Annotated in this window: 18 protein-coding genes; 12 read left to right on the forward strand and 6 right to left on the reverse strand. The window is 44.6% G+C overall.

Annotated features, from left to right (window positions below; translation table 11 throughout):
- From B5F78_RS17180 to B5F78_RS09290, 7 genes are all read left to right on the forward strand, one after another.
- A partial coding sequence (locus B5F78_RS17180; protein ID WP_158098132.1) for a hypothetical protein occupies positions 1–308 on the forward strand: 308 nt, incomplete at its 5' end.
- Between the two features lie 75 nt (positions 309–383).
- On the forward strand, positions 384–689 hold the full coding sequence (locus B5F78_RS09265) for a DUF4286 family protein (protein ID WP_022039152.1): 306 nt from the start codon (positions 384–386) through the stop codon (positions 687–689).
- Positions 686–1255, forward strand: a complete 570-nt coding sequence (gene ruvC / locus B5F78_RS09270; protein ID WP_022039151.1) for a crossover junction endodeoxyribonuclease RuvC — start codon at positions 686–688, stop codon at positions 1253–1255. Before B5F78_RS09265 ends, ruvC begins: the two co-directional genes overlap by 4 nt.
- Positions 1256–1333: 78 nt before the next feature.
- Positions 1334–3310 (forward strand): type I pullulanase, encoded by a 1977-nt coding sequence (gene pulA, locus B5F78_RS09275; protein ID WP_087406561.1) that lies wholly within the window; start codon positions 1334–1336, stop codon positions 3308–3310.
- 188 nt (positions 3311–3498) lie between these two features.
- On the forward strand, positions 3499–4950 hold the full coding sequence (locus tag B5F78_RS09280) for an ATP-binding cassette domain-containing protein (protein WP_087247372.1): 1452 nt from the start codon (positions 3499–3501) through the stop codon (positions 4948–4950).
- Positions 4951–5031: 81 nt separating this feature from the next.
- Positions 5032–6576: a carbon-nitrogen hydrolase family protein gene (locus B5F78_RS09285; RefSeq protein WP_022039148.1), complete on the forward strand. Its 1545-nt coding sequence runs from the start codon at positions 5032–5034 to the stop codon at positions 6574–6576.
- 469 nt (positions 6577–7045) lie between these two features.
- Complete coding sequence (locus B5F78_RS09290) at positions 7046–7408, forward strand: hypothetical protein (RefSeq protein WP_022039147.1); 363 nt, start codon at positions 7046–7048, stop codon at positions 7406–7408.
- Between the two features lie 305 nt (positions 7409–7713).
- Here the strand turns inward: B5F78_RS09290 and proS are convergent, their stop codons facing one another.
- Positions 7714–9204 carry a proline--tRNA ligase gene (proS, locus tag B5F78_RS09295; protein WP_087212719.1) on the reverse strand — a complete coding sequence of 497 codons (1491 nt, stop codon included), beginning with the start codon at positions 9202–9204 and terminating at the stop codon, positions 7714–7716.
- A 298-nt stretch (positions 9205–9502) separates the two neighbouring features.
- On the opposite strand from proS, the gene B5F78_RS09305 reads away from it, so the two are divergent.
- Together B5F78_RS09305 and B5F78_RS17185 are read left to right on the forward strand one after the other, a co-directional pair.
- Positions 9503–10420, forward strand: a complete 918-nt coding sequence (locus B5F78_RS09305) for a helix-turn-helix domain-containing protein (protein ID WP_087406568.1) — start codon at positions 9503–9505, stop codon at positions 10418–10420.
- A 111-nt stretch (positions 10421–10531) separates the two neighbouring features.
- On the forward strand, positions 10532–10774 hold the full coding sequence (locus tag B5F78_RS17185) for a hypothetical protein (RefSeq protein ID WP_162608514.1): 243 nt from the start codon (positions 10532–10534) through the stop codon (positions 10772–10774).
- Positions 10775–10786: 12 nt separating this feature from the next.
- Here B5F78_RS17185 and B5F78_RS09310 read toward each other — a convergent pair whose 3' ends face one another.
- Entirely contained in the window at positions 10787–12226 is a 1440-nt protein-coding gene (locus B5F78_RS09310; protein ID WP_022039143.1) for a tagaturonate reductase, read from the reverse strand.
- Positions 12227–12527: 301 nt separating this feature from the next.
- Between B5F78_RS09310 and uxaC the strand changes: the two genes are divergently transcribed.
- Entirely contained in the window at positions 12528–13934 is a 1407-nt protein-coding gene (gene uxaC, locus B5F78_RS09315) for a glucuronate isomerase (protein WP_013616758.1), read from the forward strand.
- Between the two features lie 105 nt (positions 13935–14039).
- On the forward strand, positions 14040–14846 hold the full coding sequence (locus B5F78_RS09320) for an MBL fold metallo-hydrolase (RefSeq protein WP_022039141.1): 807 nt from the start codon (positions 14040–14042) through the stop codon (positions 14844–14846).
- 397 nt (positions 14847–15243) lie between these two features.
- On the opposite strand, the gene B5F78_RS09325 is transcribed toward B5F78_RS09320, so the two are convergent.
- The 4 genes from B5F78_RS09325 to B5F78_RS09340 all read right to left on the reverse strand — a co-directional run bounded on the left by B5F78_RS09325 (position 15244) and on the right by B5F78_RS09340 (position 21769).
- A complete protein-coding gene (locus B5F78_RS09325; RefSeq protein WP_087397346.1) occupies positions 15244–16386 on the reverse strand; it encodes a DUF362 domain-containing protein in 1143 nt (380 codons plus the stop codon).
- A gap of 125 nt (positions 16387–16511) precedes the next feature.
- Positions 16512–17414, reverse strand: coding sequence for a metallophosphoesterase (locus B5F78_RS09330; protein WP_239473454.1), 903 nt, complete (start codon positions 17412–17414; stop codon positions 16512–16514).
- 227 nt (positions 17415–17641) lie between these two features.
- Complete coding sequence (locus tag B5F78_RS09335; protein ID WP_087406563.1) at positions 17642–19066, reverse strand: hypothetical protein; 1425 nt, start codon at positions 19064–19066, stop codon at positions 17642–17644.
- 51 nt (positions 19067–19117) lie between these two features.
- Positions 19118–21769 (reverse strand): TonB-dependent receptor, encoded by a 2652-nt coding sequence (locus tag B5F78_RS09340; RefSeq protein ID WP_087212584.1) that lies wholly within the window; start codon positions 21767–21769, stop codon positions 19118–19120.
- Between the two features lie 275 nt (positions 21770–22044).
- Here B5F78_RS09340 and B5F78_RS09345 point away from each other — a divergent pair, with 275 nt between their 5' ends.
- Entirely contained in the window at positions 22045–22509 is a 465-nt protein-coding gene (locus B5F78_RS09345; RefSeq protein ID WP_087212588.1) for a GNAT family N-acetyltransferase, read from the forward strand.
- Positions 22510–22535: the final 26 nt, after the last annotated feature.

Genomic DNA, 22535 nt, shown 5'->3' on the forward strand with positions numbered 1-22535 from the left:
CTGACGAAGAACAGGAGCGAAAAGGACCAAAAAATCGCCCAAAGCACACACGAAAACAGATACATCAAGCCAAGAAAAACTTTTTGGAGAAATTCAAAACAGCTTCTTACTGTAGATGCGACAATATCGGTGCTAAAACTAATCTGTTCATGATAGAACCGCCAATGAATGAAGAATCCTTTCGGACATGGCTTCATCAGTCACATTACCGAAAAACTTTGAAAATCAAAGAAAATAAGCCATATCTTCACTTATGCCAAAACAAGACCTTTTACACGACTTTAAATGAAAGAACCATGAAGGCTTGACTTTTTTCTTCTCACTCTAGCCTATAAATCGAGATTTATATCTAAATTTGCAGGGTAATTTAAAGCTCAAAAATTATGTTGATTTACAATACGACCTTTCACGTGGAGATGGCTGACGCACGCAATTTCGTCATCTGGCTTCACGAATGTTATATTCCCGAGGCAGAAAAATCGGGAGAGTTGAGCAACCCGCGCATCTTGCGCATCCTGAGCCATAAGGAGCAGGACAGCGAGTGCTTCTCTTTGCAATGGGAAGTGGAAGACAGTGCCGCACTGCACCGCTGGCACACGCAGGTGGGAGCACACCTGAATGAGGAACTAAAAAGAACGTTTAAAGACAAGGTGATAGGTTTTCCTACCTTGATGGAGGTCATCGCGTGATACAGCCTGTAAGGGAAAAGATTATTCTGGGCATCGATCCGGGCACGAACATTATGGGCTATGGTGTCTTGAAAGTGACCGGCATTAAGCCTGAAGTGATAACACTGGGAGTCATCGACCTTCGCAAATGCGGTGACCCTTATCTGAAACTGAAACATATCTACCAGCGCGTGCAGGGCATCATCGCTTCGTACCTGCCCGATGAACTTGCCATTGAAGCCCCATTCTTCGGAAAAAACGTCCAGTCTATGCTGAAGCTGGGACGTGCGCAAGGAGTAGCGATAGTGGCAGCTTTGTGCCGTGATATCCCCGTAACCGAATATGCACCTTTGAAAATCAAGATGGCGATAACGGGAAACGGACAGGCCAGCAAAGAGCAGGTAGCAAATATGCTGAAACGGATGCTCCACATCCCCGACTCAGAAATGGGTCCCTTTATGGATGCCACCGATGCACTGGGCGCCGCCTATTGCCATTACTTACAGATGGGGCGTCCGGCACTTCCCGATGCCTATTCGGGATGGAAAGACTATCTTCGGAAACATCCGGAGAAGATCGTGAAATGATGTAAGCTTGTTCACCACAGCAGCACATAGAAGTTTTAATATTTGCACCATCTGTGATGAGTAATAAATATACAGACAATGAATATAAAAACAATATTGTTGATGGGAATGTTAACTACAATGATTTTCGCTTGCCAGCCACATTCTGTTTCGTATGCTTCCTACGATGAGTATCCGGTATACGAAGGGAAGTGGGAAGAAATGACATATACCCCTTTGCATACCAATTTCGCCTTGTGGGCACCTACCGCCCAACAAGTAAAAGTGCTAGTGTATGAAACCGGACAAGGAGGGTCTGCAAAACGAATGGTTGACATGGAGCCGGCCGAAGACGGTATGTGGAGAACATCGGTAGAAGGCGATTTAAAAGGCTGTTTCTATACTTTTAATGTGCGGATAAACGATGTGTGGCAAGGTGACACACCAGGACTATGGGCAAAGGCAGTGGGCGTAAACGGAAACCGGGCAGCCATTATCGATATGAAAGAAACCGACCCCGCCGATTGGGAGAACGATCGCCGTCCGACGGCAAAAAGCTTGCAAGATGCCATCATTTACGAAATGCACTTACGCGATTTTACCACGGATAGCACAGGAGGCATGAAATACCGGGGTAAATACCTTGCCTTGACAGAAGATACTACACATACATGGATGGGAGAACATACAGGACTTGCACATCTGAAAGAGCTAGGGGTAACGCATGTACAGCTGATGCCTGTGTTTGACTTTGCTTCCATCGACGAAAGCCATCCCGAACGTACCCAATACAACTGGGGATATGACCCGAAGAATTACAACGTGCCTGAAGGCTCGTATGCTACAGACCCTTATAATCCCCAAGTGCGTATCCGCGAGTTTAAACAGATGATACAAGCTTTACACAATGCGGGTATCCGTGTAATTATGGACGTAGTATATAATCATACGTTTACTGTTCAAGGAAGTGTGTTTGAACGTACTGTCCCAGGATATTTCTATCGCAAGGATGCGAAAGGAAATTTTGCTAATGGATCGGGATGCGGAAACGAAACTGCCAGCGAACGAGCGATGATGCGCCGCTTTATTGTGGAATCAGTCTGTTATTGGGCAAAAGAGTACCACATCGACGGATTTCGTTTCGACTTGATGGGCTTACACGATGCAGAGACAATGCGTGCCGTACGTCATGCACTTGACCGTATTGACCCTGCCATCTTCATCTGCGGCGAGGGATGGGCGGCATCAGTTCCAAGCCTTTCGCCCGACCTGCTCGCCATGAAAGAGAACGTGAACAAAATGCCCGGAATAGCAGTCTTCCGCGACGAATTCCGCGATAGTTTGCGCGGGCCGTTCGGAAATGACAAGAAAGGAGCTTTCCTGATTGGCAGACCAAACCACGAACAAGGCGTACGTTTCGGCATATCGGGAGGCACATATCCCTTGACTCCCAATGACTCATGTACGGGTTCTCCACTGCAATTCATCAGCTATGTCAGTTGCCATGATGACTTGTGCCTCACCGACCGTTTGAAGGCAACACTTCCAGGAACTTCAGTGCAGGAACTAGGTTCGCTGCAAAAACTGGCGGCTACTGCCCTCCTTACCTCGCAAGGAGTGCCGTTCTTGTTCGCGGGAGATGAATTCTTGCGCACAAGACAAGGGAAACCTAACCCGTATAACCTGCCAGATGAAGTAAATGCCATCCGCTGGAATGACAAGACATTGCATCGTGACGTATTCGATTATTACCGAGGGTTGATAGCCATGCGCAAGGGGCATCCAGCCTTCCGCATGGGAGATGCTGCTTTAATAAGAGAACATTTAGAATTTATCCCCGTGCCTGCTTCTAGCGTTGTAGCTTTCCGCCTGAAAGGGAACCCATGTGGAGATGCTTGGCTCAACACAATAGTAGTGCTCAATGCACGCACAGAAGCCGTAAAAGTGAATATCCCAGAAGGAAAGTATTGGGTGGTATGCCAGAATGGAAAAGTTGATTTGGTACTGGGACTTGGCACAATAACGGGAAACCAACTCCAAGTAGCTCCTCGCTCAGCTACGATAATACACCAATGATTTATGGAAACAAGAACATTAAGACACAAAATCGCGAAGAACTCCTTTTTAGGAAAAACCAAACCCACAGAGATTTGCCGAGAATTATCTCTCCACATGCTCTGCTTCTCTAAAAACAGGAAACTTTGCTTTAACAATAACAACTCTGCGTATTTGCGTCTTTGTGCTCAATTATAATATAAAAAACAATGCAACATATCATTACCATCGAAAACGGCATAACCCGCCATCCGGCATACCGGATGAAAGAACCAGTGAACCTGCAATTCAACGAAGGTGAACACATCGCCATCGTCGGACCCAACGGTGGAGGAAAGAGCCTGCTGGTTGACACCCTAACCGGACGTTATCCCTTGCTAATGAACGAAGTGAAATATGACTTCTCGCCTTCTGCATCGAAAATGGTGTCCGATAACATCAAGTATATCACCTTCCGCGACTCGTATGGTGACTCCGATGCTACATATTATTACCAACAACGCTGGAATGCACACGACCTGGACGACACGCCTGTTGTACGCGACTTGCTCCCCGAGTGTAAGGATGAAACGTTAAAACAAAACTTGTTTGACTTGTTCGGCATCAAGGCGATGCTCGACAAACATATTATCCTTCTTTCAAGTGGCGAACTCCGTAAGTTCCAGCTCACCAAGACCTTGCTGAGTCATCCTAGGGTGCTGATTATGGACAATCCGTTCATTGGCTTGGACGCCAAGACACGTGACTTGCTGCATGTCTTGTTGAAACGCCTCACCGAGGTAACCCACCTACAAGTCATTCTTGTGCTTTCGAAGTCGGATGATATCCCTGCGTTTATCACCCACGTAGTGCCTGTGTCCAACAGAGTATGCGGAAAGAAAATCACACTTTCTGAATACTTGGCTTCGCATCCTGAAATCCCAGCTTGTGTATTGTCTGAGGAAAAACGCGCACGCATCCTGAATCTGCCATATGCCGAAGGTTTATATCACAGTGACCACATCGTTGACCTGAACAAGGTGAGCATCCGTTACGGAAACCGCACTATACTGAAAGACCTCGACTGGTCTGTGCGCTGCGGCGAACGGTGGGCCTTAAGCGGCGACAACGGATCAGGCAAGTCTACCCTACTCAGTCTGGTATGTGCCGATAATCCGCAAAGCTATGCATGTGACATCTCTCTCTTCGGACGGAAGCGTGGAAGCGGAGAAAGTATTTGGGAAATCAAACGGCACATCGGGTACGTCAGCCCTGAAATGCACCGCGCCTATTTGAAAAACCTACCAGCTGTCGACATCGTGGCAAGCGGCCTGCACGACTCCATCGGGCTATACAAAAAGCGGAGTGACGCCGACCGTGCCATGTGTGAATGGTGGATGGATATCTTCGGCATCCTCGCCTTGAAAGACCGCAGTTTCTTACAACTTTCCAGTGGTGAACAACGCCTCGTATTACTGGCACGCGCTTTTGTGAAAGATCCCGAGTTATTGATATTAGACGAACCACTTCACGGACTCGACTTGTTCAACCGCCGGATGGTGAAAGACATCATCGAGGCGTTTTGCCAACGCCAAGGCAAAACTTTAATTATGGTGACACACTACCAGGAAGAACTTCCGGCATGTATCACCCACCGGCTTTATTTGACAAGAAACAGATAAAGATATACTAACGACAAGGTGGATATATACGAGTAATGTTGTATACCAACCCACTTTGCCACATTAATAATTATAACCATTATGGAACAGACACATAAAATCAACAAAGTAGAAATCCGCAACTTGCGGATGGAAGATTATGACCAGTTGGCACAATCATTCACACGCGTGTACGCCGACCGGGACGTATTTTGGACACGCGCTCAGATAAAGAAGTTGATTGCCATTTTTCCGGAAGGGCAAATCGTGACCGTGGCAGACGACAAGATTGTAGGCTGTGCGCTCTCCATTATCGTTGACTATGACATGGTGAAAGGCGACCATACCTATGCCAAAGTAACTGGCAATGAAACTTTCAATACCCATAACCCGAAAGGGAACATCCTCTATGGCATCGAAGTGTTTATCCACCCCGAATACAGAGGTCTTCGCCTGGCACGACGCATGTATGACTACCGAAAAGAACTGTGCGAAAAGTTGAATCTGAAAGCAATTATGTTTGGCGGACGCATTCCAAACTATCACAAGTATGCCGACACGATGCGCCCGAAAGAGTACATCGAAAAAGTACGCCTGCGCGAGATTTATGACCCTGTACTCACCTTCCAGTTATCGAACGACTTCCACGTGCGCCGTGTGATGCGCAACTACTTGCCCAACGACGAGGAATCGCGTCATTGCGCCACACTCCTTCAATGGGACAACATTTACTATCAACCACCTACCGACTCGTATGTAGACAAAAAAACTACCGTGCGCGTAGGCCTGGTGCAATGGCAGATGCGTTCATACAAGACTCTTGATGATGTATTTGAACAGGTAGAGTTTTTCGTGGATGCCGTTTCGGGCTATAAGAGCGATTTTGTACTTTTCCCCGAATATTTCAATGCTCCGTTGATGGCTAAATTTAACGATATGGGTGAGGCACAATCCATCCGCGCCCTGGCGCAATACACCGAAGAAGTACGTGACCGCTTCGTTGAGCTTGCCATCAGCTACAACATCAACATCATCACCGGAAGCATGCCTTACGTAAAAGATGACGGAAGCCTGTACAACGTAGGATTCCTCTGCCGCCGTGACGGAACTTACGAAATGTATGAAAAAGTCCATGTCACCCCCGATGAGGTAAAGAGCTGGGGCTTGAGTGGTGGACGTATGGTACGTACCTTCGATACCGACTGTGCAAAAATCGGCGTACTGATTTGCTACGACGTCGAATTCCCCGAACTCTCCCGACTGATGGCAGACCAAGGGATGCAAATCCTTTTCGTGCCTTTCCTCACCGATACACAGAACGGATATTCACGTGTACGTGTCTGTGCCCAGGCGCGTGCCATCGAGAATGAATGTTTCGTGGTGATAGCTGGAAGTGTCGGTAATCTGCCCCGCGTGCATAACATGGATATCCAATATGCCCAGTCGGGTGTATTCACGCCATGCGACTTCGCTTTTCCGACCGATGGCAAACGTGCCGAGGCTACTCCGAATACCGAGATGATTCTGGTATCGGATGTCGACCTTGACCTGCTGAACGAGCTTCATACCTACGGAAGTGTGCGCAACCTACGCGACCGTCGCAGCGACCTCTACGAACTGCGAATGAAAAAGAGTGCACAAGAATAAAAAACTAAAGGAAACGAATGTTTTTAATAATGTGCTTTAAATGAAGATATACTTATTTGACATTTCAGGCTGTAGCAGCTAACTGGAATGGCTTATGAAGTATATCTTCGTTTTCGTAGATGATGCATTGGCTGAATGGCAGACATTCATCTAAAGAAAACTTATCATTTTAACGAACTATTGTTTATGGCAACATTAATCTTACAAAAGGTTGCTTCTTTTTCAGATAACACATTTAGAATATTACAATTCCATTTCAAAAACATACATTTTGCTATATTGATATTGATTTACATCAATAAATGACACCTTTATTTGTGATTTTCTCCAATATTGTTTTTATGTTATTCAACATATTCTTATCTTTGCAGTGGTAAAAAGATAAAGCTCGAGCTAAACTAGATTTAAAAAGATAACGTAATTGTTTTAAGGTAACAAGTTTTTAGGTAACATTTAAAATTTAGGTATTATGAAAAAGTTTGGATTAACATTAGTAGCTGCTTTAGCGTTTTCTGCATCAGTATTTGCTAACGGTGTGAATGATTCAACTGCTGTTGCCAAATGGGATGGATCTATTAACAAGGCTAAACTGAATAAGTATTTGAAATTAACTTCAGCACAGAATGAAGAAGTTGCAGATATCTGCGATTACTTTCAGGAACAAATGAAGTTAGCGAACAGATCGTCTAAAGATACTGACCAGAAAGTCCGTAATGCGGTTTATGGAAATTTGAAGTTGATGAAAAAGACATTAAATGACAAGCAGTATGCCGATTACGTTCGTCTGATGGCGTTAACTTTGCGTAATAAAGGCATTAACATCGACAAATAATTCGTTCAAATAATTTAACCATAAGGCGAATCAATAATCAATTTTATCTGATTCGCAAGCAACATTGGATCAGGTTACATTGCAGCAACCAGCTCCATAAAAATAAAAACAGTGTCAGCTAGAGATAAAAACATTAACTCTGCCAACACTGTTTTTTATACAATATCTCTAAACTGATACAAGACAAAAACATGTTCTCACTATCAGCCAACTTCTAATACTCCTTTCCCTGTTTCCAATCAGGATTGGAATCCTGGGATTGGAATCCTGCAAAGCAAAACTCCAATCCTCAGGAAGAAAAATAATCAATAAGCACGTGCAAACAATACGCGGCGTACCGAAGGTTTACCTGTTACCATATCGACGCCCGGTGTCAGACTTTCCTCGTCTGCTTCGAACGGGATGCAACGGATGGTTGCTTTCGTCTCTTCCTTGATACGTTCTTCAGTTTCAGTCGTACCATCCCAGTGTGCAAGGATGAATCCGCCCTTTTCGATCTGTTCCTTGAACTGTTCGTAAGTATCCACTTTCACAATGTGTTCATTGCGGTATTTCAAGGCTTTCTGGTAGATATTCTCCTGAATTTCTTCCAACAGATTCTTTACGTATTCCTCAATACCATCGCATGAGCGGGTCTCCTTTTCCAACGTATCGCGGCGCATCAGTTCAATGGTATTGTTTTCAAGGTCTCTGCCACCCATTGCCAAACGTACGGGAACACCCTTCAGCTCGTAATCGGCAAACTTAAATCCCGGACGCTTATTATCGGCATTATCATATTTCACGGTAACACCCATATTACGGAGTTTCGTGACAATACCTTCCACTTTCGCATCAATCTGTTTCAGCTGCTCATCGTTCTTGTAAATAGGAACAATGACCACCTGAATCGGCGCCAGATGTGGAGGAAGAACCAAACCATTATCATCCGAATGAGTCATGATAAGTGCCCCCATCAAACGGGTAGACACTCCCCATGAAGTAGCCCATACGTAATCAAGCTTATTGTTCTTATCGACGAATTGCACATTGAATGCCTTAGCAAAATTTTGTCCCAGGAAATGGGATGTACCACACTGCAAAGCCTTACCGTCCTGCATCAGTCCTTCAATGGTATAAGTATCCAATGCTCCGGCAAAACGTTCGTTGGCACTCTTCACTCCTTTAATGACCGGCACTGCCATGTATTTTTCAGCAAAATCACCATACACGTGCAACATCTTCTGTGCTTCGGCTTCGGCTTCCTCACGGGTAGCATGCGCCGTATGTCCTTCTTGCCACAGAAACTCGGCTGTACGCAGGAAAAGACGTGTGCGCATTTCCCAGCGCACTACATTTGCCCACTGATTGCAAAGGATAGGCAAGTCACGATACGAATTAATCCAGTTTTTGTAGGTACTCCAAATAATGGTTTCCGAAGTAGGACGGATTATCAGTTCTTCTTCCAGTTTAGCTGCCGGGTCGACAATGACACCCGAACCATCCTCGGCATTCTTCAGGCGATAATGAGTGACCACCGCACATTCTTTAGCGAACCCTTCCACATGTTCTGCCTCACGGCTCAAGTATGATTTTGGAATAAGTAACGGGAAGTAAGCATTCACATGTCCCGTTTCCTTAAACATTGTATCCAGCTGGTGCTGCATTTTTTCCCAGATGGCGTACCCATAAGGTTTGATTACCATACAGCCACGCACGGGCGACTGCTCTGCCAGGTCTGCTTTTACTACCAAATCATTGTACCATTGCGAATAATTCTCGCTTCTTTTGGTCAGTTCTTTCAGTTCTTTTGCCATAGATATGTCTTTTGTTTGATTATTCTCCAAGATTTCGTTCGAATTGCAAAATTAGTAAAAAAAGCACTCAATATCGCGTAACTGGCTGTTTTTTTCTCATATCCGGAAGCCATAATACCAAAAACTTCAGATATTTCCGATGCTTTACACACACAATCACAGCAAAATCTGCAGCAAGAGCCTGATTCTTATGGAGAAAAATTACGGAGATTTGTACCTTAATTACAGATTCTATTCCATCAAGCATAGCATTTTTCCACAAAATATGTATTTTTGCTACATAAAATATAACATGCATATGAAAGAAGATTTTATCAAATTGGATTCGGTAGAAACGTACAATAAACTATTCGGGTTAGAATCGCTCCATCCGCTGGTAAATGTCATCGACCTGGACGAAGCAACATACTTTCCTACTCATTTCACCATCAATTATGGAATATATGCCTTGTTCCTAAAAAATACCCGATGTGGAGATATCCGCTATGGCAAGCAAACTTACGATTATCAAGACGGAACCATTGTCAGTTTCGCACCTGGACAAGTTGCAGAAACAGAACTTCAGAAAGGAGTAAAGCCCAAGGCTAAAGGCCTCTTGTTCCACCCTGATCTGATAAAAGGTACGTCACTCGGACAAGAAATCAAATCATATTCATTCTTTGCATATAGTTCGTACGAAGCATTACACCTCTCGGATGAAGAACAAAACACCATCCTTGACTGCCTGACAAACATAAAAGCAGAATTGATGCACCCGATAGACAAACTAAGCAAAAGACTGATAACCAGAAATATACAACTACTACTGGATTATTGTATGCGTTTCTACAACCGACAGTTCGAAACTCGGAAAGAAGTCAACAAGGATGTCCTGACACGTTTTGAATCGTTGCTGGATGACTATTTCCACAACGGAAAGACCCAAGTAGAAGGTATTCCCACAGTGAGATACTTTGCAGAGAGAGTATTCCTATCGCCCAATTATTTTGGAGACCTCATAAAAAAAGAAACAGGCAAAACGCCACAAGAATACATCCAGAATAAAATCATTGACACCGCCAAGGAGCTGCTTTTAGGTTCGGACAAAACCATTACTCAAATAGCCTACGAACTAGGGTTTCAATATTCACAGCATTTTAACCGGGTTTTCAAAAAGCATACAGGACACTCTCCTAATGAATACCGGAAAACACAAACATTTTATCCAACAGCCTAAAGACTGCGATATTCCACATCCGTTTATTCATAATTCCAGTTCGCTGGTCCATTGTTGCCGAACATGAAGAAGGTAGAGGAAATTAAGAAGCTGTTTTGAATTTATCGTGCGATGATTTGGGATGAGTTTTTGAGGGATTTCCGCTTCTGTGATGAGGAAGATAGCGGGCTATCTGACGAAGGACAGGAGCGGAAAGGACCAAAAAATCGCCCAAAGCACACACGAAAACGGATACATCAAGCCAAGAAAAACTTTTTGGAGAAATTCAAAACAGCTTCTAAGAAACTTGGACCCATAAAAAAGAAGGGAAGTAAAAATCACTTCCCTCCCCCACATGGAATTTCTAACAATTAAGTTAAGGCACTATTACAGAATCGACTTCACAGTTTCCAACATACCTTTTTCCTGAATGCTGTCCAAATCAGCTTTTACGGCTGCGGTCAATCCCGGAATCTGATTCAAATCTTCGCCCCAAATAGACTGTGCCGCCAATACGCCTTCTGCAATCTTTTGTGTATCGCCAGTCGCCCACAGCTGCTTCAGCAAATCCATGATTTCCGGAGCATCATTCGGAACGATTTCAGCACCGTCTTCGCGTACGCCGCCTTTATAATAAGTAATGATAGCAGCCAGTCCCAATACCAAGCCTTTCGGAAGTTCACCCTTACGTTCCAAATATACCTTCAAGCCAGGCAGGTCACGAGTCTGGTATTTCGGGAATGAGTTCAGCATGATAGAGGTCACTTGATGGTCAACGAACGGATTGTTGAAGCGTTCCAGTACATCATGAGCGAATTGTTCCAATTCAGCCTTCGGCAAATTCAAGGTTTCCATCAGTTCGTCAAACATCACCTTGTGGATGAACTTGCCGATAACCGGATGCTGGCAAGCGTCGCGGACGATATTTACTCCCGACAGATATGCAACCGGCGACAATACGGTATGCGGACCGTTCAGCAACGTAACTTTTCTTTCATGATACGGAGCTTCAGACGGAACGAACAAGACATTCAGGCCTGCCTTGTCTGCAGGGAATTCTTTTGCCACTTCTTGCGGTGCCTCGATTACCCACAAATGGAAAATTTCACCCTGTACCACCATGTTATCATCATATTGCAGTTTTTCTTTGATAGCATCAATTTCCTTGCGCGGGAATCCCGGAACGATACGGTCTACCAAAGTAGCATATACACCGCAGGCTTTTTCGAACCAATTCTTGAAATCCTCGCCCAAATTCCACAATTCAATATACTGATAAATGGTTTCTTTCAGCTTATGCCCGTTCAAGAAAATCAATTCGCAAGGGAAAATAATCAAACCTTTTGACATATCACCATTGAATGTCTTAAAACGATGATACAGCAATTGGGTCAGTTTACCCGGATAAGAAGCAGCAGGAGCATCATCCAGTTTGCACGAAGGGTCGAAAGCAATACCTGCTTCGGTAGTATTCGAAATCACAAAACGCATCTCAGGCTGCTCGGCAAGTTTCATAAACTCGTCAAATTGACTGTATGGATTCAATGCACGGCTTACTACATCAATCAATGTCAGGCTATTCACCACCTGACCTTTATCAAGTCCCTGCAAATTAACGTGATACAAACAGTCTTGATTGTTCAGCGTATCAATCATACCTTTACCCAAAGGCTGCACAATGACTACACTGCTATTGAAATCTGTCTTCTGGTCCATATTATAAACAATCCAGTCGACAAACGCACGTAAAAAGTTACCTTCACCAAATTGAATGATTCTTTCAGGACGAACAGGCTTGTTCGCATTTTCTTTGTTTAACGGTCTCATACTTTGTATTTATTTTTAGGTTTACTGTTGCATACAATACATATTCAAGTTCAAATCACCTTCACAAATGGTAAAAAATATTTATCCAGCACATAACCTGCCCATCAACGAAGTGATTAATTTTACTAAATATTCGCTGCAAATATACGAAATATTTTGTTATTCCAAATAAAATTTCTATTTTCGTGTTCGATAACGGAGAATAAAACGATATTTGTGTTGTTCAGCATAAAAAATCGTTCCAGCAATTAGAAAAAGTGAAAATACCTAACAAAAAACATAAACCAAAAAGAAAACTTATATGAAAAAATTTATGGACGAAAATTTCCTGTTGAAAACAGAAACTGCACAGGAATTATACCACAACCACGCTGCCAAGATGCCTATTATCGATTACCATTGCCATTTGATTCCGAAAATGGTAGCCGATGATTACCAATTCAAGTCAATCACAGAAATCTGGCTGGGCGGTGACCACTATAAATGGCGTGCTATGCGTAGCAATGGTGTAGACGAACGCTATTGTACCGGAAAAGACACCACAGATTGGGAAAAATTCGAGAAGTGGGCAGAAACTGTTCCTTACACATTCCGTAACCCCTTGTATCATTGGACTCATCTGGAACTGAAAACCGCTTTCGGTATCGATAAAATCCTGAACCCCTCTACCGCACGTGAAATATTCGAAGAATGTAATGCCAAATTGGCTACTCCTGAATACTCTGCACGCAACTTGATGCGCCGCTACCACGTAGAGACAGTATGTACGACAGACGACCCTGTAGATTCTTTGGAATATCATATCGCAACACGCGAAAGCGGCTTCGAAATCAAGATGCTTCCGGCTTGGCGTCCCGATAAGGCCATGGCTGTAGAATCTGCAGCCAACTATCGTGCTTACATCGAAAAACTGGCGGAAGTAAGCGGCGTAAACATTTCTTCGTTCGATGACATGATTGACGCTTTGCGCAAACGTCATGCATTCTTTGCAGAACAAGGATGTAGATTGTCAGACCACGGAATCGAAGAATTCTATGCTGAAGACTATACCGACGCTGAAATCCGTGCGATATTCAATAAAGTATACGGCGGCACGGAATTGACAAAAGAAGAAATTCTGAAGTTCAAGTCGGCTATGCTGGTTATCTTTGCCGAAATGGACTGGGAAACCGGTTGGGCACAACAATATCACTACGGAGCTATCCGCGACAACAACAGCAAGATGTTCAAGTTATTGGGACCGGATACCGGTTTTGACTCTATCGGTGAATTCAACACAGCCAAATCAATGTCGAAATTCCTCGACCGTTTGAACTCTGAAGGCAAACTGACTAAAACCATCCTGTACAACCTGAATCCATGCGCGAATGAAGTCGTTGCTACCATGCTGGGCAACTTCCAGGACGGTTCGGTACCGGGCAAGATTCAGTTCGGTTCGGGCTGGTGGTTCCTCGATCAGAAAGACGGTATGGAAAAGCAGATGAACGCGCTTTCACTGCTGGGCTTGTTGAGCCGCTTTGTAGGTATGCTTACAGACTCGCGTTCATTCCTGTCTTATCCGCGTCATGAATACTTCCGCCGCACATTATGTAATTTGTTAGGCAATGATGTTGAAAACGGAGAACTCCCGGAATCAGAAATGCCGCGCATCCAGCAAATGGTAGAAGATATTTGCTATAACAACGCAAAGAATTATTTCAATTTCTAATCGTTCTTCATAAATCAGATTTTGCATGAGAAAGCCCGCTATTTGGCGGGCTTCTTTCTTTTTCGTATCTTTGTCCGCTCCTAAAAACAAAAAGACAGAAAGAACATGAAGGTACAATTTATGAGCTTAGGTAGCGGAAGCAGCGGAAACTGTTATTATCTTGCCACCGAGACATGCAGTATATTAATAGATGCCGGAGTAGGCATCCGCACTGTAAAGAAAATATTCAAGGATTACAACATTGACATGCAGTGCATCCACGCCATCTTTATCACACACGACCATGCCGACCATATAAAAGCTGTAGGCAACCTTGCCAAACGGTATAATATCCCCGTCTATGCCACACAGGCTATCCACAAAGGTATGGAGCGCAGCTACTGCATGACCGAAAAACTTTCGGCAGACTGCATCCGTCTGATAGAAAAAGAAAAAACTATCAGCCTGGGTGATTTCACCATAACCTGCTTCGAGGTGCCTCATGACGGTACTGACAATGTGGGTTATTGCATAGAAACAGGCGACAAGACTTTCGCCTTTCTTACCGATATGGGCCACATTACCCCTACAGCTGCTTCATACATCGAACGTGCCGATTACCTGATTCTGGAAGCCAATTACGATGATGCCATGCTGCAGATGGGACCTTATCCCCCTTATCTGAAAGCACGTATCGCCGGGCCAAACGGACACATGAGCAACCGTGAGGCAGCCCAGTTTATTGCCGAGCACTTTCCTCCCCACCTGAAGGTACTTTGGCTTTGCCATTTAAGCAAAGACAACAACCATCCGGAACTTGCATACAAGACCGTAGAACTTGCCTTGCGCGAACAAGGCATCGTAGCAGGACGCGATATACAACTTTGCGCACTAAAGCGCACGCTGCCTTCAGAGTTGTATACTTTCGAATAAGATTGTCTGATTCTGGAAAAAGTCCCACAGATAGATGCGCCGACACATATAGGTTCATCTGCTGTAAGATTATTAATCTTCAGGCTGCAAGATTATTAATCTTCAGGCTGCAAGATTATTAATCTTACAAGCGGAAGATTATTAATCTTACACCAGACGAAGCTATCTGCGTGCGTTGAAGCAAGAAGATAATAACGACAACCTTTTATACCATGCGCGGTATGAAATTGTGTATTTTAATAGGACACAAAAGACACGGAAAGGCACAGACGAACACAGATTTTTATATTTTCCTTCTGTGTATTCTTGTGTAGTCTGTGTTCTATGATAGCATCAACAAAATGCACAAATCTATATTGCGCATAGTATAAATCAGCTAAACGATATGTATCAGGAGCTATCTTACACGTACCAATTCATAATCACGGTTGCCCAACCCGATTTTTTCAGCATGAGCCAAACACGTTTTATATTCCGCGTTCGGATTGGTATTGTCGAAATGGTCATGATGGTCATGAAAATGAGGACTTGCCATTTCATCCGCCAACTGGCTATCGGGCAAAGGAGTCTGTTTCAAACAAGCGTCTACACATGCCTGGTCTAAAGCCAACGGGTCGAAAGATGCGAACATGCCCACATCGGGTATAATCGGAGTGTCATTGCCCGAATGGCAATCACAAGTCGGCGAGACATCGCACACCAACGAGATATGGAAGTTTGGCCTGCCATAAACTACGGCTTTCGTATATTCAGCCATCCGGCAATTCAGCTCTTTGATTGCCGCATCTTGGGCAAAGCCGATTGCATCAAAATTACATGCCCCAATGCAGCGTCCGCAACCTACACAGTTGTCTTGGTTGATAGACATCTTCTTTCGCCCTTCGTCAAAAACAAGACCGTCATTCGCACATTCGCGCATGCACCTCTTACATCCCCTGCATGCATCCTGATTGATAACAGGCTTTCCGTTGCAGTGCTGGTCTTTCTTTCCGGCTCTCGACCCGCATCCCATACCGATATTCTTTATTGCGCCTCCGAATCCGGTCATCTCATGCCCTTTGAAATGAGTGAGTGAAATAAAAATATCGGCATCCATTACGGCACGGCCGATTCTCGCTTCTTTTACATATTCACCTCCAGCCACAGGCACCGCAATGTCATCCGTTCCTTTCAGGCCATCGCCGATAATCACCGGACAGCCTACGGTCAAAGGCGTAAAGCCATTCTCCCATGCACAATACAGATGTTCAATGGCATTCTTGCGGCTGCCCGGATACAATGTATTGCAATCGGTAAGGAATGGCTTCCCGCCACATTGCTTCACCATATCCACTACAGCCCGTGCATAGTTCGGACGAAGGAAACTCAAGTTCCCCAGTTCGCCGAAATGCATCTTGATAGCGACAAACTTTCCGTCCATATCTATTGTATTCAGACCTGCTGCCTTTATCAGCCTTTTCAGCTTGTCAGCAGGCCCTTCATCAGGTTTGCACCGGAAATCGGTATAATAAACCTTGCTTTTTGTTTTTACTTCATCCATTGTCTTATTCCTTTTGGTCGATACCGCAAAGATAATCGAAAATCACATTACAGGCAATAAAAAAGCAGATTAACACAAATCCTTCCAATCTGCATTAATCCGCTTTCTTATTATATCACAATGTCTTATTTCGTACGGCGAACCGTATGGAGCGCTTTCCCGTCCTTGTCCATCATGTGTAGGCAAAGCTCGTGTTTGTCTACCGTAATGAGCGAGAAACCTGTCGCACCGCTGCAGAACTGCGTGCCGTCTACCGGTTTCACTTCGCGTGCCAACGAGCCGGAAGTGTTCACCACATAGTCAATCTTGCTGTCCGGCTTACGGATGTGCTGGAAGTTATGGATATGGCCACATACGTACATGTCTACATTGCCGTGCTTGCGCAAAATAGAGTCTACCCGCTTCTGCATGTCCGTCCGTTCGCTATCGTTCTTATCGGTATCGGCATAGATGGGGTGATGGCCTACCACCATTACCCAGTCTTCTTTAGCCGAAGTCAATACCGAATCCAGCCATGCCAGCTGCTTGTCCATATCTTGTTTGCCTGCATCTGGATATTTCTCGGTATCTTCACGGTATTTGTCAAGCAAAGGTGGCGTATCAATCATCACCAAGCGGATAGTCGCCCCGTCTTCCTCCATCACCTTTGTATAATAACGTGCCGGCATCTCCCACCGTGCGCTGACATTGCTATAATCCAACACCGCCTGCGTATTGCCCCGATACTCATGATTCCCTAAAATGGGATACCAGGGCAACATCAAATCGGGATGGCTGTATATCAGTTCGTAATTGGTCATCCACAAAGGGTCTTGCACACTGCGCACCCCCTCGAAATGATGCACGTCACCGGCAGCTACTACAAATTCGATATCAATCGTTTCTGCCATTTTACCCATCAGTTCGGCTATCGGCTTCTGGTCATAATAACCGTTGCGCCCAAGGTCGTTTGCCAAATAAAAATTAAGCGGTTTTTCCAAAGATTTCCACGTTGCCGCATCTTGCGCGAAAGCGACTACAGCCGCCATTACCAGGAATAAAGAAATTCCTATTTTCTTCATTGATTTCATTTGCTTAAAGATAAATGTTGATTAATAATTATGCGACAAAATTAGGAGACAATTCTGAATTAAAACTGAAACCTCCTGCTGTATGTCTTAATAAAAAAATCCGGGTACTGGAGTTATTTCCGGTCCCGGACCTCTTAGGAAAAAAGAATGTATATCAGAGTTGTATCAGAGATACCGCATTCAGATTACTCACCATAAGCGCCATAACGAGCGGCAACTGCCGGTGAAGTATAAGTTTCGCCGTTAACGGTCAGCCCGGTTGTCGAGAAGTAAGGAGCAGCAAATGCCTCTGTACCATCGCAAGCACCTGTCAGTGCCGGAGAGCCAGCTTGCAAATGGAAGTCCCAAGCATCATTGTAAACATAGTCGGTCAAGCCTACACCATTGATGTCGAAACCAACAAATTGCGGATCTTTTAAATCATTTTCTGTAGCGATAACGCTATGCACGTCTACTACCCCTACATTGTAATCTTCGTGTTCATAGTTATAACCTTGCCATGCGTATGCCACACCCGATTCGTCTTCACCATCCCATACAATATCACTCGGTTGGTTACCCGATGCGTAATAGTTGTAATCAATTACAGAATCGTCATCGTAACCTTCTTCGGGGTCGTTCGGAATGTCAAAGCTCGGAGTCATCGCGCGGAACTTGCAGTTTACCATCAAATTATTGAATACATTAGCCAAAATATTCTTCTCTACATAGATGCAACCGCCTTTTTCTCCATCGCGTCTCCATCCTGCATTGATGATAGTATTGTTGTAAGCTTGAACCAAAGCCTGGGCACGGTTTTCGCTCTGACCTGAGCTTGACAGCTTCAAGCCATTGGTGTTCGGGCTGAACATCACGTTTCCGGCAACGTCTACCTTGCAACCTGCTTTTACGTTTACAGCCTCAGCGCCATCGAATCCGTTAGCGGCAAATATATTGTTCATAATAATCGCTTCACCACCCATCAGATAAATGCCATCCGACCATCCGTTACGCAAGATTGAATTCGTAATCACGTATTTACCATTGATATTATTGGTAGTAATCTGCGGATAAGCATCATCACCGGCTGTATATACGCCCGAAGTTGCAGCAGGAGAACCTTCTACTACCTGGCCACCGGTATATTCTATGATTGTATGGTCTATCAACATTTCGCCACAAGTTTCCGAAGCCACAATACCACCCCAAAGACCTGCAAAAATATTCGCCTCGGTGCGGTCGGCTTCAGGAATAGAGAAACGAACAGGTTTTTCTTCTGTACCTTCGCAATACAAGTTTCCATTTACCGTAAACTCTACAGGCACATGGTTCGCTCCTACACCGGCTGTGCTGGCGATGATTTGGACACCTTCTTTAATAATCAATGTTTTGCCTTCGGGCACCGTGTAATGATTAGTCAGGTTGATTATTGTATCAACCGGCCAAGTCACCGTATTGGTATTGTTCCATTGGTCTTCCAGACTTACAGGACCTTCCGGATCATCGCCATTCGGTTCATCCGGTTCTTCTACAGGAGGATTCTGCGGTTCGTTCTCATCATCACTACAAGCAGCGAAGAATGATACGCTCATCAAAGCTGCACCTACGAATAAAAACTTCTTAAAATTCATAATTGAAAAGATTAAATGTGTTTGTTAGTCAATATGTTCTGTTTTTCTTTTTTACAATTTATACCTTACACCTAACATAATGGTCTGTCCGTGCCATTCTTTACGCTCGATAACATTGCCATTATGACGTTCATAATCAATGTTTGCCGTGCGAGGTCCGTTCTGAATGTAGCGGTACAAGGGCACATCCAACAGATTGGAAGCTTTCGCAAATATATTCACGCCACATTTGAAGCTCTTCTCTACCGATACGTCCAACTGGAAATAGCCGTCTTCCCAAATATCATTATCATACCAGTTCGAAATATCACTCAGACGTTTGCCTGTATAGCTTCCGGCGATTTGCCCTTCCCATCCATATTTCGTGCTCTTGAAGAGCAAGGAAAGATTTGCCACGTGGGCAGCTTGACCAAACAATGGACGAGATTGTTTTTGAGTCCTTACTTCCGAACCTTCCATGATGCGTTTATCAGTTGTTATCTTCGAGTGTGTATACGTATAGTTCGCTTTGATACCGAACCAATTGAAATATTTCATAATATCCACTTCCACACCCAAATTGGTTGCATCGCCAAAGTTCATCGGTTGGTAATACGTATCCTGACCCTCGTTTATCAAACCGTATTCAATCGGATTTTGAATATTCTTATAAAACAGGCCGACCATAAACTGCTCCGAAGACTTCGGGAAAAATTCGTAACGCAAATCCACATTATCCGCAACCGTATGCTTCAAGTCGGGATTACCTTTTTCCTTATAGTCTTCGTTGATAATGCTATAAGGCACAATTTCGAAGAAGCTCGGACGATTGATGGCACGGGCGTATGAGAAACGCAAATTGGCATTTTCGTGCACATTGTATTTTGCGTGGAAACTGGGCAATACATCCGTATACTTTTGATTGCCTTCGGGGTCTACATCACGCGGGAATTTCAATACATATCCCTGATTGGTATGTTCCACACGGACACCCGCTATCAATTCCCATTTATTATAGGTATATTTCACCATGCCATAGCCTGCCCCTACTTTTTCTGAAGCGTCATAGTTGAGCGGGTCGCCGATATTACCATAACGGCGCGGTGTAATCAAGATTTCATCGAAATTATTCCAATCCTCGCCCAAATATTGCGGATCCTTGCTTCCGGTAGCCGAATCGAAAGTATATTCATTGAAGAAGCTGTCACGTTTCTTATCACGATACATACCTCCTATGGAGAAATCGAACACCGGACCTCCGTCCAGCTGCCACTTATAACTCAAGTCTACATATCCCGCCTTGTCTTTATCAGAATTGTGTTCCCACCGGCGTGTAGCCGCACCCGATGTCTGCAGGTGTGTCCCTTGCAGGAATATTTCCGCATTGTCCGGCGTTTCACTATAAGCTTTCGAAATGACCGCCGACCAATTCAGTTTCAAGGCTCCGCCTTCTAAGAACTGATGTTCACCTTTCAGGGTTGAATTGATAATGTACTGGCGGTTCCACTTCATCCGGACTGCACGTTCCTGATCGTCCTCCCCATCACGTACTTCCGCTTCACGCATGTCCATATAGCCATTGTACCAAGTCAACTTATGGTTTTCGTTGATGTGATAATCCAGCTTGGCATGGGCACCGATACGGGTCTGTTGGGTGGAATAATTACGGTACACGATACCGTTATGCGAAGTTCCGGGCTGATAATAAATTTGGCTCTCTTTGCCACGATACGTATTCAGATAACTTCCCGCCAACATCACGCCCAGCTTGTCATCGAAGAAACGGTCTCCATAAGAAATGCCTGCTGTAAGGTCGGGCATCGGACGCTTCCATTTCATCCGCAAGTTCGACATCGTGAAGTTATCCTGTGTCACCTGATAATCTTCCGGTTTCCCCATCGCTTCGTATGGCGAATCTTTCACTATGTCCCCGTAGTCGAACGACTGGAAATCGCGGTCGAAATACATAGCGTTATAACCGGTAGAAATGCTTGCCGTGAACTGACGTTCCGTAGGCGCATCTTTCATCACCAGATTGACCGCACCGCCGATGCCGTCGCCTTCCATATTGGCAGTAAGTGATTTGGTCACCTCCAACCGGTCGAGCATCTCAGAAGGGAATATGTCAAGAGGCACGAAACGGTTCTTATTATCGGGACTTGGAATCTTCACCCCATTAATTAAGGTATAATTGTAACGCTTGTCCATACCGCGCAGGATAGCATACTGCCCTTCCCCACTGCTGTTACGCTCGATCGTCACACCCGACATACGCTGGATTACATTCGCGACCGTGATATCCGGAGAAAGCTCGATGGCTTTTGCACTCATCACGTTCACCACGTTCATCGCCTTACGCTCGATGGCGCGTGCACCAGCTTCACTTCGTCCGGGATTGGTAGCCACCACGGTGACTTCTCCCAGCAGCACATCATCACTTGCCAATGGTATTTCTATATCCGAATCCTTCGAAGTGACCTGCATTTCGTAGCTCTTATAACCAATATATGTACAGATAATCGTAAACGTCGGACGGTTCACCGACAGACTGAAACTTCCGTCAAGTCCCGTCACTGCGCCTTTCGACGGCTCTTCCTTCACCACGACTGATGCACCGATAATCTCTTCACCGGTCTTTGCATCTTTTATCTTTCCTTTGATGTCCATCGCATTGGCACTGGCTGCCGTGAGCAACGCCAAGCCCAAAACAACTCTCTTTCTCATAACAATCTTTTTCCCTTTTTGCTTGTTTGACGCCGCAAAAGTAGAGGCAATGTTTTTCAAGACAGTTTCACAAATGTTTCATTTCCGCTACACATGCGAAAGAGGTGCGAAAAGAGTGCTTTTTGAAGATTTTTTGAAGACGATATTACATTCGTGTTACAAATTCAGACCATGTATGACAATTTTATAGTGCATGTGACATTTTATTCAATATAAAGGACGAGAATCGGTACAATCTGATACTTTTGCAATTCGAAACCATACCTTTTATTTATATGAAAACTATACGAAAAAGCCAGCAGACTGACTGTCTTACCATTTATAATTTAATATGCGATATGGAGGCCCAAACGCTTCCGTACGAAACATTCGAAGAAATTTACTCCAGACAATTGGAGAACGACTGTTACATTTGCTTAGTATACGAAATAAATGGAGAGGTGATTGGCTGCATCAACCTGCGAATGGAATACCAGCTGCACCACGCCGGACGGATATGCGAGATTATGGAATTGGCGGTACGCTCCGACCGCCGCAGCCAAGGCATCGGCAGATGTCTTTTCAATGCTGCTTACAATGAGGCAAAAGCCCAAGGTTGCCTCCAGATAGAAGTGTGCTGCAACCAACTGCGCCTCCGTACCCACCGTTTCTATGAAGTGTGCGGAATGCATAACTTCCACTACAAGTTCTCACTTAGCCTTACCCAAACGGGTGATTACGACAACAAACTGGGGAGGTGAAATTATCATTTTCACGCCAACAATTA

It is taken from the genome of Bacteroides sp. An279 (assembly GCF_002159615.1).
Lineage (GTDB): Bacteria > Bacteroidota > Bacteroidia > Bacteroidales > Bacteroidaceae > Phocaeicola > Phocaeicola intestinalis.

Bases quoted from the DNA above. Each gene is read 5' to 3' on its own strand.
- pulA (WP_087406561.1), top strand. From the start codon at position 1,334: ATGAATATAAAAACAATATTGTTGATGGGAATGTTAACTACAATGATT.
- proS (WP_087212719.1), bottom strand. From the start codon at position 9,204: ATGGCAAAAGAACTGAAAGAACTGACCAAAAGAAGCGAGAATTATTCG.
- B5F78_RS09330 (WP_239473454.1), bottom strand. From the start codon at position 17,414: ATGGCGGCTGTAGTCGCTTTCGCGCAAGATGCGGCAACGTGGAAATCT.
- B5F78_RS09335 (WP_087406563.1), bottom strand. From the start codon at position 19,066: ATGAATTTTAAGAAGTTTTTATTCGTAGGTGCAGCTTTGATGAGCGTA.
- B5F78_RS09290 (WP_022039147.1), top strand. From the start codon at position 7,046: ATGAAAAAGTTTGGATTAACATTAGTAGCTGCTTTAGCGTTTTCTGCA.
- B5F78_RS09325 (WP_087397346.1), bottom strand. From the start codon at position 16,386: ATGGATGAAGTAAAAACAAAAAGCAAGGTTTATTATACCGATTTCCGG.
- uxaC (WP_013616758.1), top strand. From the start codon at position 12,528: ATGAAAAAATTTATGGACGAAAATTTCCTGTTGAAAACAGAAACTGCA.
- B5F78_RS09310 (WP_022039143.1), bottom strand. From the start codon at position 12,226: ATGAGACCGTTAAACAAAGAAAATGCGAACAAGCCTGTTCGTCCTGAA.
- B5F78_RS09265 (WP_022039152.1), top strand. From the start codon at position 384: ATGTTGATTTACAATACGACCTTTCACGTGGAGATGGCTGACGCACGC.
- B5F78_RS09305 (WP_087406568.1), top strand. From the start codon at position 9,503: ATGAAAGAAGATTTTATCAAATTGGATTCGGTAGAAACGTACAATAAA.
- B5F78_RS09285 (WP_022039148.1), top strand. From the start codon at position 5,032: ATGGAACAGACACATAAAATCAACAAAGTAGAAATCCGCAACTTGCGG.
- B5F78_RS17185 (WP_162608514.1), top strand. From the start codon at position 10,532: ATGATTTGGGATGAGTTTTTGAGGGATTTCCGCTTCTGTGATGAGGAA.
- B5F78_RS09280 (WP_087247372.1), top strand. From the start codon at position 3,499: ATGCAACATATCATTACCATCGAAAACGGCATAACCCGCCATCCGGCA.
- B5F78_RS09340 (WP_087212584.1), bottom strand. From the start codon at position 21,769: ATGAGAAAGAGAGTTGTTTTGGGCTTGGCGTTGCTCACGGCAGCCAGT.
- B5F78_RS09345 (WP_087212588.1), top strand. From the start codon at position 22,045: ATGAAAACTATACGAAAAAGCCAGCAGACTGACTGTCTTACCATTTAT.
- B5F78_RS09320 (WP_022039141.1), top strand. From the start codon at position 14,040: ATGAAGGTACAATTTATGAGCTTAGGTAGCGGAAGCAGCGGAAACTGT.